Genomic DNA, 12,958 nt, shown 5'->3' with positions numbered 1-12,958 from the left:
GTCTAGATAAAGTCCCTGGCTCACCAAGATGGAAGCCATTCTCAATTGGAACTCTATCGCAAGCGGTTTTTCAGAAAGCGCTCAGGGCTTTAGACAAACAGGCCTTTTCATTCGATTCAGAGACACCGTGCCGTGATCAACGGATTTCGCTGGGCGATACACCGTAGCGTTTGCGAAAGGCGATGGAAAAATGCGCCGGGCTGAATCCCACGCCATAGGCGACGGTAGACACATTGCTTTCCTCGTCGCTGAGCATGCGGTGGGCTTCGTTGAGACGATGTTCGTGCAGGTAGCCGAACACGCTGGTACCGAACACTTTGCGAAACCCCGCCGTCAGTTTGCGCGGGCTCATGCCCACGTGGCTGGCCAGGGCGTTCAGGCTGGGCGGTTCGAGCAGCGAGCGCACCAGACGGTCCCGGGCGGCGTGTACACGCTCCACATCCGACGAGGTGATGCGCAGCTTATGCTCCGGCTGCCCGCGCTCACCGAGCAGGAACTGCGCGCTCAACGCGGTCAATTCCAGCGCCTTGCCACCCAGGTACAACGAGCGGCTCGGGCCCTGCATCGGGCATGTTGCAATTTGCGTGGCCAGTGCCTGCATCGCGCGCGGAGCCGGGCGCACCATCATGTACGGGTCGCCGCCGCCACTGCTGAGCAGCTTGCGCGGGGCCAGGCCGAGATGGCGGTCGAGGGATTCGAGGTCCAGCTGGACGATGGTGTAGCGCAGTGGCGTGGTGGTGCCGTAGATCTGCGACGAGGTGAACTCGCCGTCGTTGACGATGGTGCACAGGCTCGGCCCCTTGATCGACTGCTCGCTGTGCCCGGGGATGCGGCACGACAGCTCGCCACTTTGCACCAGAATCAACTTGAGGCCGCGCTCCAGCGGGTCCTCGACCCAGTTTTCGCTGTCTGACCACAACGTGCCGGTGACCAGGGTCATGTGCGGGTCCAGGTAGACCGTTCCGGGTTGGTTGCCCTTGGGTTCGGCCTGCGTCTCTTGTCGACTGGGGGCGATGATCGTAATAGTCATTGGGTTTTCCCTTGATCCTGAGGCCATTACGCGGGGCCTGACCTGAATGAGGAGGAGGCTTTTAAACCGTAAACCTCCCTGTTTATAGCCGCTGTGTATTTCATCTAATGAAAAAGTCACAGGTCCGAAAGCCTTGGCGTTGAGAAGCGCTCGGCGAAGGACAATGATAATAGATCTCATTTAGACGTTTGTAGCCAATTATTTCTACAAATAGGGGATTCCATGTCATTGCACACCTGCGCACCCGATTCAGACAGCGTTGGCGACGCGCCCGACTGGCCTGCCGCGTTCGCCGAACGCTACCGCCAGGCCGGTTACTGGCAAGACCAGACCTTCGCTCAGGCCCTCGATACGGTCGCCGCGCGCACCCCATCGGCCATCGCGATAACCGACGGCCCCTTGCACCTCAATTACCGCAGCCTGGCAGACCGCTGCCGGCGCCTGGCTGGCGGTTTGCACGCGCTGGGGATCGCAGAGGGCGACAATGTGCTGGTGCACTTGCCCAACGGCACTGCGTTTATCGAAGTGTGCTTTGCGTTGTTCCGCCTGGGCGCCCGGCCGATCCTCGCCCTGCCCGCCCACCGTCAACATGAGATCGGCGGCTTTTGTGGCTTTGCCCAGGCCTCGGCCTACATCGGCTGCGCTCAATTGGAGGGCTTTGATTGCCGCTCGATGGCGCGCCGACTGGCCGCTGCCAACCCGCTGTTGCGCCATGTGGTGATCGACGGCGATGCGCAGGAGTTCACCGCGTTGAGTGAGCTTTACAACAGCGCCCCGCTGGAGCGCGACGCCGGTCGCGCCGACGCCGTGGCGTGTTTCCAGCTGTCGGGAGGCACCACCGGCACGCCAAAGTTGATCCCGAGGCGGCACGCCGAATACCTCTATAACGTGCGCGCCAGCAGCGAAGTCTGCGAGCTGGATGCGCGCACCGTTTACCTCACCGCGTTGCCCATGGCGCATAACTTCACCCTGTGTTGCCCGGGTGTGATCGGCACCCTGCTGGCCGGTGGGCGCGTGGTGTGTACGCGCCGCTCGGACCCGGAGTCCTGCTTTGCGCTGATCAGCGAGCAGCGGGTCACCGTCACCGCCGTGGTGCCGCCGCTGGCGATGCTCTGGCTGGACGCCCAGGACCAGCGCCAGGCCGACCTGTCCAGCCTGCGCGTGCTGCAAGTGGGCGGTGCGAAATTGCTCAGCAGCGCGGCAGAACGGGTCACGCCGACGCTGGGCTGCACCTTGCAACAAGTGCTGGGCATGGCCGAGGGGTTGTTGTGTTTTACCCGCCTGGATGACCGCCCGGATCTGCTGCTGCATACCCAGGGCCGTCCGCTGAGCGCCGATGACGAAGTACGCATTGTCGATGAACAGGGCCAACCGGTGCCCGAGGGTGAAGTGGGTGAACTGCAAGTGCGCGGCCCGTACACCATTCGCGGCTACTATCGCCTGCCCGAACACAATGCCCGGGCGTTCACCGCCGATGGATTCTATTGCAGCGGTGATCGGGTCAGGCGCACCGCCGATGGTTACCTGGTGGTCGAAGGTCGTGACAAGGACCAGATCAACCGCGGCGGTGAAAAAGTCGCAGCCGAAGAAGTGGAAAACCTGCTGATCGGCCATCCCCAGGTACACGACGCCGCACTGGTGGCGATGCCGGATGCGGTGCTCGGCGAATCCACCTGTGCCTTTATCGTCGCCCGTGACCCGGCGCCCTCGGCCTTCGCACTCAAGCATTACCTGCGCGGCCACGGCCTGGCGGCGTTCAAGGTGCCGGACCGTATCGAGTTCGTCGCACACTTCCCGCACACCGGCGTGGGCAAAGTCAGCCGCAAAGACCTGCGCGAGCGCCTGCGCCAGGCCTGGCTGCAGAGTGCCGCTTCGTGAGCCTGCACGACGAACGCTGGGTACGCGCTTATCGACTCACGCCCATGCCACGCTGGCGATGGGTGTGTTTCGCGCATGCCGGGGGCAGTGCAAGTTTCTTCCGCGACTGGGTCCATGCCCTGCCCGCCGACATCGACCTGTTGGCCATCCAATACCCGGGCCGCGAAGACCGTTTCAGCGAGCCGTGCCTGACCGACATGCAGCGCCTCGCCGACGGTGCCGCGCAGGCGTTGTCGTGTTACGCCGACCGGCCGCTGGTGTTGTTCGGCCATAGCCTGGGGGCGGTGGTGGCGTATGAAGTGGCGACGCGCCTGGAACAACGGGCAATCGCCGTCGACCACCTGTTCGTGTCCGCCCACCCGGCGCCGCAGCGCCAACGCGGCGGGCAGTTGCACCTGGGCCCCGACGCGGCCTTGCTGGACGATGTGCGGCGCCTGGCCGAGCGCCCCAATGCGTTGCTGGAGAACCCGGCCCTGTGCGAATTGTTCCTGCCCGGCTTGCGCAACGATTACCGCATCGTTGAAACCTATACCTGTGCGCAACCGCGGCCACTCAAGAGCCGCATCGGGGTGTTCTACCCCGAGCAAGACCCGGAAATCGAGCTTGATGAAGCCATGGCCTGGCAAGCCGCCAGCCACCAGCCACTGCACCTGCAGCGCTGGCAAGGCGGACATTTTTACCTGGTCGAGCAGCGCCAGGCACTCATCGACGCCATCGTCGCGACGCTGTCGACCCCATCGCCCTCCTTGAAGGAAACCTGTCAATGAAAACCCCCGACGCCTGTGATGGCCTGCAGGACATCCGTCACGCCATCGATTCACTGGACCACCAGATCATCGACCTCATGCGCCAACGCATGGCTTACGTCAAAGCCGCCGCGCGCTTCAAGCCGACCGAAAGCAGCATCGCCGCGCCCGAACGTGTTGCCCAGATGCTCCCGCAACGCCGCGAGTGGGCCGAGCAGGCCGGGCTGGACCCGCACTTCGTCGAAACCCTGTTTGCCCAGATCATCCATTGGTACATCGGCCAGCAAGTGTTGCACTGGCGCGCGATGAGAACGCTGGCATGAGGGCCTTTGCACAGTTGCACGCCCATGCCGAGGGGATGACCGAGGTGTTCGAGCACGCCCAGCGGCGTGCCGTCGAACAAGGTGAACCGGTGTTGGCCAGTTACTCGATGAGGATCGCCCCGCTGGACTTGCTGGCGCTGTTTGGCAGCGTCGACCAACCTGGCGCCGAGTGCCTGTTCTGGCGGGCCCCGGAAGACGACAAAAGCCTGTTCGGCTGGGGGGTGGCGGCGGAGCTGAGCAGCGCGGGCACCCAGCGTTTTGCCTCGGTCGATGCGCAATGGCGACACTGGCTGCAAAGCGCAGTGATACACGGCCCGCTGGCGCCTTCGGTGTGCGGCGGCTTTCGATTCGATCATCAGGTCAAGGCCAGCCCCGCCTGGCAGGGTTTTGGCGATGCGTCCCTGTGGCTGATGACGCTATTGTTGGTGCGCGACGGTGCAGACTGTTGGCTGGTGTGCCAACAGCGCGTCGCGCCCAGCGATGCGGCGCGTTGCTGTTGCGAGCACGTACTGAAGGAGTGGAACACGCTGATGGATCGCTACGTCAGCGGCGCGCCCTCGACGGCTGCACGGCAGCACACCCGCGACCAGAGCCTGCCGCGGGCCTGCTGGGAAAGCAAAGTCGCACATGCCCTGGACGTGTTGCGCGACACCGCGTTGAACAAGGTGGTGCTGGCGCGGGAAGTGGTCAGCGAATTTTCCCGGCCCATCAGTGCCGGGCGCACCTTGGCTGCCCTGGCGATCAACGACCCCACGGCGTACTTGTTTGCGTTTCGACGCCACCACGCGTGTTTTATCGGCGCCTCCCCGGAGCGCCTGGTCAAACTGCACAACGGTCACCTGCAAACCCTGGCGCTGGCGGGCACAGCCCGGCGCGATCCCTGCCCGGAGCAGGATGCACAACTGGCGCAAATGCTGCTCGGCTGCCAGAAGAACCAGCATGAGCACGCCGTGGTGGTGCAGATCATTCAGCGTGACCTGGCGCCCTGGGTACGCCCGTTGCACGTTCCCCCGGCGCCGCACATCAAGCGGCTCAGCCGCGTGCAGCACTTGGCGACGCTGATCGAAGGCGCACTGCGCCCGCAGAGCAGTTTGCTGGACATGGTCGCAGTCCTGCACCCGACGCCCGCCGTCGGCGGCCATGAGCGCGGCCAGGCGCTGGAGCATATTCGCCAATTCGAGGGCTTTGACCGTGGCTGGTACGCGGCGCCGTTAGGCTGGCTGGATGCCCACGGCAACGGCGAATTCATCGTCGGTTTGCGCAGCGCCTTGCTCAACGGTAACCAAGCCCGTCTATTTGCCGGCTGTGGCATCGTCGAACACTCCGACCCTGCCAGCGAATACGACGAAACCTGCATCAAATTGGCGGGCATGCGCGCCGCGTTGCAGGTATAACCCGCTGCCCGATGCTTGAATCAAGTCCGGCGCAGGCCTACCCTGCACACGGAAAATTCACCCTCTGAGTCAGGAAGACCTTACATGTGGGATGGCAACGTTACCTTTGGTGATTCATGGGCCGGCTACATTGGCCGCGCGGATCAGAACACTGCCCACTCCCATGTTGCCATTCAGCTGTGCATCGGCGTACACCAGCCCGTCACCCTGGAGCTGCCCGGCCAGTCGATCCGCGCGGCCGGCGTGATCATCGGGCCCAATGTCGAGCACCGTGCCGTGCCCGACATTCATCCGGTGGCCTTTGTCTACGTCAACCCGGATACCCCGTTGGGGCGTGCGCTCAACGCGTTGCTGCAAGACAATGGCATCGCCCTGGCCAGCGACGAACTGCTCGAGTGCTTTCGCCACTCCAGCTCCCTGTCTCAGTTTGTGGAAGCGCTGGGGCGCTTGCTGGCGATTACGTCGCCCATCGACCAACGCCTCTACAAGGCCTTGAACATTCTGCGCCTGGACCGCGACGGTCCGGGCTCCGTCAGCCGCGCCGCGAGTGCGGTCGGCCTGTCCAGCCCGCGCTTGCGCTATGTCGCCACGCACCAGATGGGCGTGTCGCTGTCCCAATGGATCATCTGGAACAAACTCGAGCGCGCGTCCAAATCCCTCGCTGACGGTTCCACCTTGTCGGATGCCGCCGCCGATGGCGGCTTTTCCGACCAGGCGCACTTGGCCCGCATCATGCGCCGCATGATTGGCATGACGCCCCGCACCGCTGCCAGGGTTTTGCGAAAGACAAGCGTTTCGTTCAAGACGCATTGATATCAAAAAGCCAATATCGATCGCATCTTATTCGCGAAAACGATAAGCGCTGATTGCCGGCCTCACACAGCACCTCAGCGCTACCGACAGTGAATGCAAGAGTGTTCGCCAGGGGTATCCGTGCCCGGGATTTGGCGGAACGCACCGTTAATTCTTTCGATGAGTCCGCAGGAAGCGTCCTACATGTCAGAACAGCAAAAATTAACCGTCCTTCTCACGGGGGGCTCAGGCGTACTCGGTGAATCACTGATCGACTGCCTGGCAGAGGACTTTGACCTGGTATGCCTGGCGCGTAAAAGCCGCATTCGCCACCCGCGAGTGGAGGTGCTCAAGGGCGATATATGCAGCCCGCGACTGGGGCTGGACGTCGGCGATTATGAAGCGCTGCTCAAGCGTGTCGATTGGGTGATCCACGCCGCAGCGGTGACCCGCATGGATGGCGATATCGACCAGATCTTTTCGGTGAACTACCTCGGCACCGAAAACGTCGTGAACTTTGTCCAGCAAGCCAACGTGCCGCTTTACCACATCAGCACCGCCTTCACCCATCCGTGCGACTACTACGAAGGCGTGCAAGCAGAAACGCCTTACGAAGTCGCCAAGCGCCAGGCTGAAACGCTGGTGCGCTCGGCAGGTATCGATGTTTCGATCTTTCGTCCCTCCATCATCATTGGCGACTCGGACAGCGGGCACATGCCCAACTTCCAGGGGTTTCATATGACCATGGGTCTGATGATGTCCGGCGTGCTGCCTATCGTGCCCTGCCCGCCTGCCGGGTATATCGACTTGATCGCCCGTGACGTGGCGGCGCGGGCGATTGCCAACGCGTTGCGCCAGCGCTTGATCGGCGCAGACTACTTTCTCACCAGCGGCCCGCAGGCGCTTGATCTCAACGGCCTGTTGGACCTGATGTGCCAATCCATGGAAGCCCAGGCCCAAGCCTTCACCCGGCCGCGCTGCATGGCGCCGGATATTTATGAGCGGCTGATCCGCCCAGTGTTCCTCCCGGCACTGACCGGCAATATCCAGGCCGCGCTGGGCCGCGCCAACCAGCTGTGTCGCTATGCCTGCCTGCGTACACCGCTGCCCACGTCACTTCCTGAGTTGCTCGGCGAACCGGCGTTCAGCGCACGGGATGTCAGCCGTGAGTTACTGCTCTCGCTCAACCACTTGGCGCCCAAGCTGGGCGCGTTGACGCGCATGCTCAAGCAGCCGATGCCAACCGTCGCACAGGCGTCAGTCGCATGAACCCGCTTCTTACCGAACCCGCAGCCGACGCCGCACAGGTCGACCAGTACTTCCGCCAGCACGTGAATTCAGGGTACGCGCGCCTTGCGTCGTTGATGAATTTGCCGATCGAACAGTCCAGCCATGGCGTCTATATCTACGACAGCCAAGGCCGCAAGTACCTGGATGCCGGCGGCTATGGCGTATTTTTCCTCGGCCACGGCCACCCGGTGGTGGTGGCGGCCGTCACCCGGCAGCTGCAGCAAAACGCCCTGGCCAGCAAGCTGTTGCTCAACCCGCAACAGGCTTTCGCCGCGCAAGCCCTGGCTGCGCATTGCCCTGGCAACCTGGACTATGTGTTCTTTTGCAACTCAGGTGCCGAGGCCACCGAAGCCGGCCTGAAACTCGCCCGGCTCAACGGCTGCCGCCGCACGCTGTCAACCCTCGGCGGCTTCCACGGCAAGACCCTTGGCGCACTCGCCGTCACCGGCCGCGAAAGCTACCGCGAGCCGTTCAGCGGCTTGCTCAGTGAAAGCACGTTCGTCCCCTTCGGCGACAGCGCCGCGCTGGAACAGCAATTGCGCGCTTCGCCGGACAAGGCCTGTGTGATTCTCGAACCGATCCAGGCCGAAGCGGGTGTGATCCTCGCGCCGCCAGGCTACCTGACACGTGTCCGCGCACTGTGCGACCAGTACGGCGCCGTGCTGATCATCGACGAAATCCAGTCCGGCATGGGCCGTACCGGCCATTGGTGGGCATGCGACCAGGAACAGGTGGTGCCCGACATCATGCTGGTGGGCAAAAGCCTGTCCGGTGGCTGCGTGCCGGTCAGTGCCATGGTCGCCAGCGCGGCGATTTACGCGCCGTTCAACCGCAACCCCACGGTGCATACCTCGACCTTCGGCGCCAACCCGCTGGCCATGGCGGCCGTGCAGGCCGCGTTGCAAGTGATGGTGCAGGAAGACCTCGTGGAACGTGCGCGGCTGATGGGCCAGGACCTGCACGCCCGCTTCAGCGCGCTGTTGCAGCAGAGGGACCTGGCCGAGCGCGTCAAGTTGCGCAGTGCCGGCTTGTTGCTGGGCTTTGAATTCAGCGACGCCTCGGTCGCCGCGAACATGGTCATGGCCCTGATCGAACAGCAAATCATTGTGTGCCACTCGCTCAATGACCACCGGGTCGTCAGGCTCACGCCTTCCCCGCTGCTGACAGCCCAGGATTGCAATCGGTTGATCGAGGGGTTCGCCCACGCGCTGACCACCTCAATACCATCCCTTTGATTGGAGTTTCCCCCATGCAAGAAGTCAACGTACTGGCCCACATCCCCAGTGCCTGCGCTGATGAAGTCTTTGCCGTGATCAGCGACTTCAGCAACTACGTCGAGCTGTGCGAGTCGGTGCGCAATATCACGATCAATAAGGTCAGCGACCAGGTGTCGCTCACCTCCTGGGAAGTCAATTTCCACAGCGGCATTCTCAAGTGGCAGGAGCGTGACACGTTCAATGCCCAGACCCGGGAAATCCACTTCGAGCAAATGAGCGGCGATGTCGATCACTTCTCCGGCACCTGGCAAGTACTGGCGGACGGCAAAGACGCGGTCATCACCTTCGCCTCGCGCTTTGACCTGGGCCTGCCGATGCTCGCCGACATGCTCGACCCCGTGGCCCACAAAGCCATCCGCGACAACATTCACTCGATCATCACCGGTCTGTTCCCGGCGAGTTACTTGAAGGCCTGAACCATGTCCCTTTCACTGTTGAATCGCTCGCGTGCCTTGCTGCACAGCTACGCCCCAGGTTTTGACGAACGCCTGGCGAGCATCGCATTCGCCGAACGCGAAGCGCCGCCTAGCGAAGTCATCGCCCTGTTCAAGCAACAAGGGCCGGTCGGCCTGTTGGTCAACCGTGCCGCGGGCGGGTTGGGCGCGGGCATCCTTGATGCCGTGCATGTGCAGATCGCCCTGGGCGCGCGTTCACCCTCGCTGGCGGTGGCCAGCACCATGCATCAGTTTTCCGTGGCGAGCCTGTTGGCCCTCACCCAGAACGGCGGCGGCGCCGAAGGTTTGCTGTTGGCGGCGGTCGCACAAAAGCGCTTGCTGTTGTCCTCGGGGTTTGCCGAAGGCAACTCGGGCGCCGGCATTCTCGATTCGAACATGCAGGCGCTGCAAACCCCTGAAGGTGTATTGCTCAGCGGCAGCAAAAAGCCCTGCTGCCTCGGGCAGTCGATGGACTTGCTCACCGCCAGCTACACCCGCCAGACCGCCGAGGGCGAAGAGCTGATGGTCGCACTGATTCCGGCGAATGCACCGGGCATCACGCGGTCGCCGTTCTGGCAGAACAGCGCACTGGCCGCCGCCGAAAGCATCGAGGTGCGCCTCAACGAAGTCTTCGTGCCCGAACGCATGTTGTTTTCCGCCGGCTACAAACACCTGTTGGGCGACGTGCAAACCGTCGGTTTCATCTGGTTCGAGCTGTTGATTTGCGCGTCCTACGTGGGGGTCTGCGCCGGTTTGGTCGAGTCTGTGATCGAGGCCGGGCGCTGGACGCCCCATCACCGCGTGGAGCTGGCGGCTCAGCTGCAACTGGCGATCAGTGCGCTGGAAGGCGCGGCGCTGGATATCGAACGCAACCCGCAGGACCTGCCGAACGTGCTGGCCCGTCTGCTGCTGGTGCGCTACGGCATCGAACAACTGCTCACCGAGCTTTCGGACCAGGCCCACGCCATGCTCGGTGGGATGGCGTTTATCACCAGCAACCAGAGTTCGAACTGGTTGATGGCCTGCCGTGGCCTGCAGTTTCACCCGCCGGCGAAGATCTCGATGGCGAGCAACCTCGACACCTACTTGTCCCACTCAACCTTCAGCATCGCCGGAGCGCACCCATGAACCTGCTCGGAAAAATCGTCGTGATCACCGGAACCGCGCGCGGCCTCGGTTACGCGGCGGCCTGCACATTGAAAAAACAGGGCGCCACCGTGATCGGCCTGGACATTCTTGCGCCACAAGAGCCCGGGTTGCTGGAGGGGTTTTATCAAGTCGACCTGTGTGACCGAACGGCGCTGGCGCAGGTGATTGGTGCCATCAGCACCGACTTCGGCGACATCGATATCCTGGTGAATAACGCCGGCACCCTGACCCTGGAACGCGGTGAAACCGGCGTCACCGACGCAGTCACCCGCGCGGTGGATGTGAACCTGTTCGCGCCATGGCAACTGGTGGCCGGGTTCCTGCCGGGGTTGCTGCGCAAGCGCGGCAAAGTGGTCAACGTGTCGTCGCTGTTTGCCCTGGTGAACGCGCCTTATGTGGCCGCATACGCTGCCAGCAAACGCGCGCTGAGTGCTTATTCGGACGTGCTGCGCATGCAATATCGCGGGCAGCTCGACGTGGTCACCGTGTACCCGGGCTTTATCGACACCGCCATTCACTTGCCCGCCCAGCGCGTGGGTTTGTCGGTCAAGCGCCTGGTGACGTTCATGTGGGGTGACAGGACCCTGCTGTCCCTCGAAGAGAAACTCGATGCCGCCGCCGACGGCCTGGTTCGCGCCTGCCAAAAAGACGGCCTGCGCAACCGCGGGCTGACCTTTATGGGCACGCTGGCCATGTACACCGCGCGTATCGCACCAAGTGTGGTCGACGCCTTTATCGCCCTGCGCCTGCGCACGCTGACCCGCAGCGGGCACCTCGCGCTCAAACCTGAACTGATCGAGTAACGCGTTGCCAATGGCCAGACAACTCCACAGCAAGCCTCAGGTCCGCCTCGATCGCGCCTTGTTCAAGGCCCGGTCGGGTGAGTCCCTGTTGATCATCGGTTACGCCTTGTGCCTCTTCCTGCTGCCCCTCGCGCTGTTTGTGTGGGTGGCGAACACGGCCGCCACCCTGTGGGTGTTGCTGTGCTCGCCCCTTTGGGTGCTGGCCGGGTACGGGTGGTTTCTGCAAGCGATCCTCGGGCATGAAGGTTTCCACTTCAACCTGAGCAGCAGGCCTATGCACAGTTGCTACCTGGGCATTTTCACCAGTTCGTTGCTGCCTGGATTCTGCGTGACCGGTTACTTCGTCGACCATTGGCAACACCATCGCTACAGCAACAGCGAACAGGACCCGGACTATCGGCACTTCTCACGTTATCGGAGCCTGTTTAGCCGCCTTGCGCTGTCACGGTTGATGGCCACCTCGAACTATCTGCAGGCGACGTTGCGCCTGGCTTTCGGCCCGCCGGTCAGCCCATCGCCCTTGCCTTCGCCTTTGAGCGCAGCCCAGGTGCGACGACTGGCGCGCTGCAATATCGCGTGCCAGGTCGGCTGGTTGAGTGTCTACGCGGTCGCCCTGTGGCAGATCGACGGACTGCTGCTTGGGTTTGCCTTGAGCCTGGCGGTTGCGTTCCTGCTCTCGGCAGTCAATGCCTATCAGGAACATGCCTTCAGCGAGGGCCATGACCAGCCCCCTGCCCGCTCGCGTACCTCGCGCCTGAGCACCTGGCTGCACGCCGGCGCGAACTTTCACCTGGAACATCACTTTTATCCAGCGGTGCCGTGCTGGCGCCTGCCCAAGGTCCACCGCCAATTGCTGGACGCGGGGTGGTACGCAGACCGGCAATACCTGCTGGAAACACGCTTCATATCGTCCTTCAAGTACGCCTGCGGTCGCCATCCTTACCGGGGCGACACGCTGAACGACTGAACGGTCCCCTTACTTTCCCCATGGATTTTGGCCTGAACCATCAGGCCGCAGGAGCAGCTATGCCTTTTGATATCGACCGCCACATTGAAACCGAGCGCGCCCAGTTATTCGGCCACCCGCTTTTCGCCAATATCCGCACCGTTGAAGATGTACGCACACTGATGGAATTTCATGTGTTTGCCGTATGGGACTTCATGACCCTGCTCAAGCGCATCCAGCGCGACCTCACCTGTGTGGAGTTGCCGTGGGTACCGCCAACGCATATCACGGCGGCGCGCTTGATCAATGAAATCGTGGTCGGCGAAGAAACCGACGAACACCCCGATGGCGGCTTTATCAGCCACCTGGACCTGTACCTGACCGCCATGGATGAAATCGGCGCCGACAGCTCGGTATTCCGCCGCTTCCTCGCCGCCATCCAGGCCAAGGAACCGCTGGCCAAGGCCCTCAGCGACCGCGATATCCCATTGGCGGCCAAAGTGTTCATGTGCCAGACGCTCGATGTGGCGCAACACGGCACCACCGAAGCGGTGCTGGCGTACTTCTTCTTTGGCCGTGAAGACATCATCCCCGACATGTTCGGACGCCTGCTGTCGCAATGGTCGGTCAGCGAAACCGAGGTGCCGATGCTCACCTATTACTTGAAGCGCCACATCGAAATGGATGGCGACGATCACGGCCCGGCGGCTAAACGCATCATCGCTGAAATCGTCACTACCCCTGTGCAACACCAGCACATGGTCGAAAGCGCCAAGACCGCGATCAAATCGCGCATCGATTTGTGGGATGGCGTGCATCACTTCCTGCAGCACAAAGCGCAACACGCCACGGACCGCCCTGAGTGCCTAAGCCTCGCATGACCACAGGGAGCAGGA

The 12,958-nt window shown here is 62.7% G+C and carries 13 protein-coding genes; 12 read left to right on the top strand and 1 reads right to left on the bottom strand.

All coding sequences use genetic code 11. The features are described 5' to 3' along the window. Positions 1-136 precede the first annotated feature (136 nt). Positions 137-1,030: an AraC family transcriptional regulator gene (locus tag C5F70_RS09645; RefSeq protein WP_017849084.1), complete on the bottom strand. Its 894-nt coding sequence runs from the start codon at positions 1,028-1,030 to the stop codon at positions 137-139. A gap of 222 nt (positions 1,031-1,252) precedes the next feature. Here C5F70_RS09645 and C5F70_RS09640 point away from each other — a divergent pair, with 222 nt between their 5' ends. From C5F70_RS09640 to C5F70_RS09585, 12 genes are all read left to right on the top strand, one after another. Continuing rightward, complete coding sequence (locus tag C5F70_RS09640) at positions 1,253-2,908, top strand: (2,3-dihydroxybenzoyl)adenylate synthase (RefSeq protein WP_104903184.1); 1,656 nt, start codon at positions 1,253-1,255, stop codon at positions 2,906-2,908. Next, the gene (locus C5F70_RS09635; protein ID WP_305888791.1) at positions 2,905-3,675 is read left to right on the top strand and encodes a thioesterase II family protein; all 771 of its coding nucleotides are present in this window, start codon (positions 2,905-2,907) and stop codon (positions 3,673-3,675) included. Before C5F70_RS09640 ends, C5F70_RS09635 begins: the two co-directional genes overlap by 4 nt. Further along, positions 3,672-3,977, top strand: a complete 306-nt coding sequence (locus C5F70_RS09630; protein WP_017849081.1) for an isochorismate lyase — start codon at positions 3,672-3,674, stop codon at positions 3,975-3,977. The genes C5F70_RS09635 and C5F70_RS09630 overlap by 4 nt, the downstream gene beginning before the upstream one ends. Then, positions 3,974-5,371: an isochorismate synthase gene (locus C5F70_RS09625; protein WP_104903182.1), complete on the top strand. Its 1,398-nt coding sequence runs from the start codon at positions 3,974-3,976 to the stop codon at positions 5,369-5,371. Before C5F70_RS09630 ends, C5F70_RS09625 begins: the two co-directional genes overlap by 4 nt. An 84-nt stretch (positions 5,372-5,455) precedes the next feature. After that, on the top strand, positions 5,456-6,184 hold the full coding sequence (locus C5F70_RS09620) for an AraC family transcriptional regulator (RefSeq protein ID WP_017849079.1): 729 nt from the start codon (positions 5,456-5,458) through the stop codon (positions 6,182-6,184). A gap of 183 nt (positions 6,185-6,367) precedes the next feature. Beyond that, positions 6,368-7,432, top strand: a complete 1,065-nt coding sequence (locus C5F70_RS09615) for an SDR family oxidoreductase (RefSeq protein WP_046383432.1) — start codon at positions 6,368-6,370, stop codon at positions 7,430-7,432. After that, positions 7,429-8,688, top strand: coding sequence for an aspartate aminotransferase family protein (locus tag C5F70_RS09610; protein ID WP_104903181.1), 1,260 nt, complete (start codon positions 7,429-7,431; stop codon positions 8,686-8,688). The genes C5F70_RS09615 and C5F70_RS09610 overlap by 4 nt, the downstream gene beginning before the upstream one ends. Positions 8,689-8,702: 14 nt before the next feature. Then, positions 8,703-9,146, top strand: coding sequence for a type II toxin-antitoxin system RatA family toxin (locus C5F70_RS09605; RefSeq protein WP_046489543.1), 444 nt, complete (start codon positions 8,703-8,705; stop codon positions 9,144-9,146). 3 nt (positions 9,147-9,149) lie between these two features. Next, positions 9,150-10,292, top strand: coding sequence for an acyl-CoA dehydrogenase family protein (locus C5F70_RS09600; RefSeq protein ID WP_034113710.1), 1,143 nt, complete (start codon positions 9,150-9,152; stop codon positions 10,290-10,292). Further along, positions 10,289-11,116, top strand: a complete 828-nt coding sequence (locus C5F70_RS09595; protein WP_104903180.1) for an SDR family oxidoreductase — start codon at positions 10,289-10,291, stop codon at positions 11,114-11,116. The genes C5F70_RS09600 and C5F70_RS09595 overlap by 4 nt, the downstream gene beginning before the upstream one ends. Positions 11,117-11,126: 10 nt before the next feature. After that, positions 11,127-12,083, top strand: a complete 957-nt coding sequence (locus C5F70_RS09590) for a fatty acid desaturase (protein ID WP_104903179.1) — start codon at positions 11,127-11,129, stop codon at positions 12,081-12,083. A 59-nt stretch (positions 12,084-12,142) separates the two neighbouring features. Then, the gene (locus C5F70_RS09585; RefSeq protein WP_017849072.1) at positions 12,143-12,943 is read left to right on the top strand and encodes a DUF3050 domain-containing protein; all 801 of its coding nucleotides are present in this window, start codon (positions 12,143-12,145) and stop codon (positions 12,941-12,943) included. Positions 12,944-12,958: the final 15 nt, after the last annotated feature.

This window comes from Pseudomonas sp. LH1G9, assembly GCF_002949975.1.
GTDB lineage: Bacteria > Pseudomonadota > Gammaproteobacteria > Pseudomonadales > Pseudomonadaceae > Aquipseudomonas > Aquipseudomonas veronii.
The sequence above is the reverse complement of the archived record's forward strand: the minus strand, read 5'-3'. Positions and strand labels throughout refer to the sequence as shown.

Excerpts from the sequence above, each read along its gene's own strand:
- C5F70_RS09645 (WP_017849084.1), bottom strand. The coding sequence starts at position 1,030 with ATGACTATTACGATCATCGCCCCCAGTCGACAAGAGACGCAGGCCGAA.
- C5F70_RS09640 (WP_104903184.1), top strand. The coding sequence starts at position 1,253 with ATGTCATTGCACACCTGCGCACCCGATTCAGACAGCGTTGGCGACGCG.
- C5F70_RS09630 (WP_017849081.1), top strand. The coding sequence starts at position 3,672 with ATGAAAACCCCCGACGCCTGTGATGGCCTGCAGGACATCCGTCACGCC.
- C5F70_RS09625 (WP_104903182.1), top strand. The coding sequence starts at position 3,974 with ATGAGGGCCTTTGCACAGTTGCACGCCCATGCCGAGGGGATGACCGAG.
- C5F70_RS09620 (WP_017849079.1), top strand. The coding sequence starts at position 5,456 with ATGTGGGATGGCAACGTTACCTTTGGTGATTCATGGGCCGGCTACATT.
- C5F70_RS09615 (WP_046383432.1), top strand. The coding sequence starts at position 6,368 with ATGTCAGAACAGCAAAAATTAACCGTCCTTCTCACGGGGGGCTCAGGC.
- C5F70_RS09610 (WP_104903181.1), top strand. The coding sequence starts at position 7,429 with ATGAACCCGCTTCTTACCGAACCCGCAGCCGACGCCGCACAGGTCGAC.
- C5F70_RS09605 (WP_046489543.1), top strand. The coding sequence starts at position 8,703 with ATGCAAGAAGTCAACGTACTGGCCCACATCCCCAGTGCCTGCGCTGAT.
- C5F70_RS09600 (WP_034113710.1), top strand. The coding sequence starts at position 9,150 with ATGTCCCTTTCACTGTTGAATCGCTCGCGTGCCTTGCTGCACAGCTAC.
- C5F70_RS09595 (WP_104903180.1), top strand. The coding sequence starts at position 10,289 with ATGAACCTGCTCGGAAAAATCGTCGTGATCACCGGAACCGCGCGCGGC.
- C5F70_RS09590 (WP_104903179.1), top strand. The coding sequence starts at position 11,127 with ATGGCCAGACAACTCCACAGCAAGCCTCAGGTCCGCCTCGATCGCGCC.
- C5F70_RS09585 (WP_017849072.1), top strand. The coding sequence starts at position 12,143 with ATGCCTTTTGATATCGACCGCCACATTGAAACCGAGCGCGCCCAGTTA.